The 3,602-nt window shown below is 47.2% G+C and carries 5 protein-coding genes; 4 read left to right on the top strand and 1 reads right to left on the bottom strand.

Features of this window, described 5'->3' with window-relative positions; all coding sequences use genetic code 11:
- Nucleotides 1–241 precede the first annotated feature (241 nt).
- The 4 genes from lpxK to ACWVCM_RS13965 all read left to right on the top strand — a co-directional run bounded on the left by lpxK (nucleotide 242) and on the right by ACWVCM_RS13965 (nucleotide 2,761).
- Complete coding sequence (gene lpxK, locus ACWVCM_RS13980; protein ID WP_455202378.1) at nucleotides 242–1,177, top strand: tetraacyldisaccharide 4'-kinase; 936 nt, start codon at nucleotides 242–244, stop codon at nucleotides 1,175–1,177.
- Nucleotides 1,170–1,352 (top strand): Trm112 family protein, encoded by a 183-nt coding sequence (locus ACWVCM_RS13975; protein ID WP_455202377.1) that lies wholly within the window; start codon nucleotides 1,170–1,172, stop codon nucleotides 1,350–1,352. The genes lpxK and ACWVCM_RS13975 overlap by 8 nt, the downstream gene beginning before the upstream one ends.
- Nucleotides 1,352–2,134, top strand: a complete 783-nt coding sequence (kdsB, locus tag ACWVCM_RS13970) for a 3-deoxy-manno-octulosonate cytidylyltransferase (protein ID WP_455202376.1) — start codon at nucleotides 1,352–1,354, stop codon at nucleotides 2,132–2,134. The genes ACWVCM_RS13975 and kdsB overlap by 1 nt, the downstream gene beginning before the upstream one ends.
- A gap of 144 nt (nucleotides 2,135–2,278) precedes the next feature.
- The gene (locus ACWVCM_RS13965) at nucleotides 2,279–2,761 is read left to right on the top strand and encodes a low molecular weight protein-tyrosine-phosphatase (RefSeq protein WP_455202375.1); all 483 of its coding nucleotides are present in this window, start codon (nucleotides 2,279–2,281) and stop codon (nucleotides 2,759–2,761) included.
- A gap of 97 nt (nucleotides 2,762–2,858) precedes the next feature.
- On the opposite strand, the gene ACWVCM_RS13960 is transcribed toward ACWVCM_RS13965, so the two are convergent.
- On the bottom strand, nucleotides 2,859–3,602 hold a 744-nt coding region (locus ACWVCM_RS13960), incomplete at its 5' end, for a hypothetical protein (RefSeq protein ID WP_455202374.1).

The raw sequence follows: 3,602 nt of genomic DNA, 5'->3' as shown, positions 1-3,602 counted from the left end.
TGCCCATCGATTATCGACGATCGAAGGAGCCGATAACATCGTTGTAATGCATGAAGGCAAGATCGTTGAGGAAGGCAACCACAGTGGACTCATTGCCAGCGATGGGCATTACGCTGCATTACATCGAATGCAGTTCCGAGATGTGGCGAATGATCAAAAACAAGACTAGTACCTTTTCATTGAATAGATGCTGAGTCAGATTATACAGCGTAGTTGGTACCAAAAGACCGGTATAGTTACGGTGTTGTTATTACCGCTGAGCATACTGTACTGCGTGGTTTCATGGGTGCGACGTACTCTCTACAATTTCAATATTCTTAATTCAAGCAGCCTGGCAGTTCCTGTCATCGTTGTGGGCAATATCAGCGTTGGCGGTACGGGAAAAACCCCCCTGGTGATTGCTATTACCCAATATCTGAAAGCCAATGGATTTAATCCGGGTGTAATCAGTCGCGGATACGGAGGAAGTGCATCTCAATGGCCGCAGGCTGTTAGCCCGGAGTCGGACCCTGCGCTGGTGGGGGATGAAACGGTGCTTATCGCTAATCGTTGTCGTTGTCCGGTGAGTGTTGGCCCAGATCGAGTAGCAGCCGCTAATGCGCTACTGGCAGACCATCAATGCGATGTCATTGTGTCTGACGACGGCCTTCAGCACTACGCTATGAAGCGGGACATAGAAATAGTGGTTATCGATGGCGAGAGACGGCTCGGGAATCGTTTATGCCTGCCGGCAGGTCCACTGCGAGAATTACCATCAAGGTTGCGAACCGTGGATATGCTTGTCACGAATGGCGATGCAAAAGCGGACGAATTTTCCATGCAGTTAAAAGCCTATGCTTTTCATAGCGTCAATAATGACACTGAATTAAAACCACTCAATGCTTTTGAAGGTGTGCATGTCGATGCCGTTTCAGGTATTGGTAACAATGAACGTTTTTTCAGGCAGATTCATGACCTGGGTATCCATGTCCACAAGCATCCGTTTCAGGACCATCATCAATACAAATTGAAGGATATAAGCTTTTCTGACCAAAAACCCATACTGATGACAGAGAAAGATGCGGTAAAATGCCAGAAGTTTTCATTGAAAGATGCATGGTATCTGAGAGTGGACGCCTGCCTGGAAAATCGATTTTACGAAACAATGACAAGCCTGATAAGGAAAACCAATGGATAGAAAATTATTAGACGTTCTGGTTTGCCCCATATGCAAGGGCCCTCTGGTCTATCAAAAAGATGCCTCAGAACTTATCTGTAAGGTAGATCGTTTGGCATATCCAATTAAAGATGATATTCCTATTATGCTGGAAGAAGAAGCTCGTAAGCTTGCCTCTGAAGAGGAAGTTAGCTAGTGTCCTTCACCGTTGTTATTCCAGCACGTTATGCGTCTACGCGCCTGCCGGGAAAGCTGTTACTCGATTTGGCCGGTAAACCCATCTTGCAGCATGTATACGAGCGGGCCATGGAAAGTGGTGCAGAGCAGGTTATTATCGCTACTGACAGCCAGGAAATTGTAACTGCCGCGAATAATTTCTCGGCAGAGGTTGTACTGACATCTACCGAGCACCATTCCGGTACCGATCGTATTGCTGAAGTTGTTGAGAAATATAAACTGCTGGACGAAACCGTCATTGTCAATGTACAGGGTGATGAGCCGCTTATTGCCCCGGAAAATATCAACCAGGTCGCCGAAAACCTGGAGCATCACAGCGATGCCAGTATTGCCACACTCTGTACGGTGATCGATGAAATGGAAGACTTGCTAAATCCACATTTAGTCAAGGTTGTCGCTGATGATCATGGATTTGCCCTGTATTTCAGCCGCGCGCCGATTCCGTGGAATCGCGATCAGTTTGCAGAATCGCTGCAGCAGATGCCAAAAATGCTGGATTTGAAGCAACTTGAGACCACTTATTATTGTCATATGGGTATCTATGCTTATCGGGCTGGATTCTTAAAGACATACGTGCAATTGCCGCAAAGTACATTGGAGAAAACAGAAGCGCTTGAGCAATTACGAGCGCTAAGCAACGGATTCAAGATTCATGTTGGAGTCACCAGTCGTGATGCGTCGATCGGTATCGATACTGCAGATGATTACCAGAAAGTCAGAGAATTAATGGAGCGTTGCTAATCTGTTGCTGCACACGAAATACCACGATGATTTGCATAGACGTTTAATCCGAGTTTACACCAATCCCATCCTGGGCTAGATATTTCATAAGTTGTAACGATGCTAAACAAAATATTTAAACGATCCCGACCCAAGGAGTTGTTGATGGTTAATGTGTTGTTCGTGTGCATGGGCAATATATGCCGTTCTCCAACCGCAGAAGGCGTATTTTCCCGCCTGGTGGAAGATGCCGGGTTGCTGGACAAAATCGGAATCGATTCCGCAGGCACTCATGCTTATCATGTTGGCGAACCCCCAGATCCACGAGCCCAGAAATCGGCATTAGTCCGGGGCGTCGACATTAGCCAGTTGCGTGCAAGACGAGCTGTGTCAGAGGATTTTGAACGTTTTGATTATGTGCTGGCGATGGATTATGACAACCTGGAAAAACTACGATCGATTTGTGATCCTGAGTACGATACTAAATTGGGTTTGTTTCTGGAATATGCCAGTCACTCAGATGTGAAGGAAGTACCGGATCCTTACTACGGTGGACCGCTGGGCTTTGAAAGAGTGCTGGACTTAATTGAAGATGCATCCAGTGGATTGCTAAAAACTATTCTGGAAAGGCATTCCTACCTGAAATAGCCTTTCCACAATATCGAGATTCCGGTTGTTCCGGATTTTTACTATAGTTGCCATTTACCAGCTACATGTAGTTGCTATCAGTTACCGGCAAATCCAGTTACGACTTATTTGAATCATTTACATTAAATTTATTTTCTTCCGCAGCATTACCGCCGGCAGGTTTTGATGCTTCCTTATTGGCAGCATGCTCTTCTCCTGGCTCAGCAAATTTAGGTGGCGAAAACGGGGCGCTACGATGATGAGACTCCCTGTTTTCTTCCCTGCGTTCATTGTTTAATCCCGAAGAATGCTGGTTTGATTGAGCATTGTCGTGTTGCGAACTGCCTTGCGGTTTTCCATTCCCATAGGACTGTTTACTACCGGCTGAGAAATCAGATTGTTGGCCATTCGATGCTGGCGCTTGCTGACTTATCGCAGGCTCGGTCCGCGATGGCTGTTCCGGCTTTCGGTCCACGCTGGAAGAATAATCCGTTCCTGGCTTGCTTCGCTCATCAGCGTTGCTGTTACCAGCGATGTTAGCTGATGAACTTTGACTGGCTTGCGCAGTGGCAGCACTTTGTTGTTGCCTGGCACTGGCATCCGAGCTGGCGCGATCATTGGCAGGAGATTGCGAAACCTGGTTATCCGCGGCAGCGGGGCGTGGCGGTTCGCTGGACTCTTTGTTGAATATATCAATGGGTCTTGGCGAAGACGCTATTCGTTCCGGTTTGGATGCGGGAAAATCCGAAGTTGATGTACCAGCATTCGATGCGCCGGCGTTGTCAGTATTGCTGCTTGCTGCAACGTTGCCTGTTTCAGGCTTATTTGCGTCTGGTTTATTATACTGCCGATCCTGTGGCGC

Source organism: Kaarinaea lacus (assembly GCF_975902315.1).
Note: the sequence above shows the minus strand (reverse complement) of the source record. Positions and strands in the feature narration are given on the sequence as shown.

Bases quoted from the DNA above. Each gene is read 5' to 3' on its own strand.
- ACWVCM_RS13975 (WP_455202377.1), top strand. From the start codon at position 1,170: ATGGATAGAAAATTATTAGACGTTCTGGTTTGCCCCATATGCAAGGGC.
- ACWVCM_RS13965 (WP_455202375.1), top strand. From the start codon at position 2,279: ATGGTTAATGTGTTGTTCGTGTGCATGGGCAATATATGCCGTTCTCCA.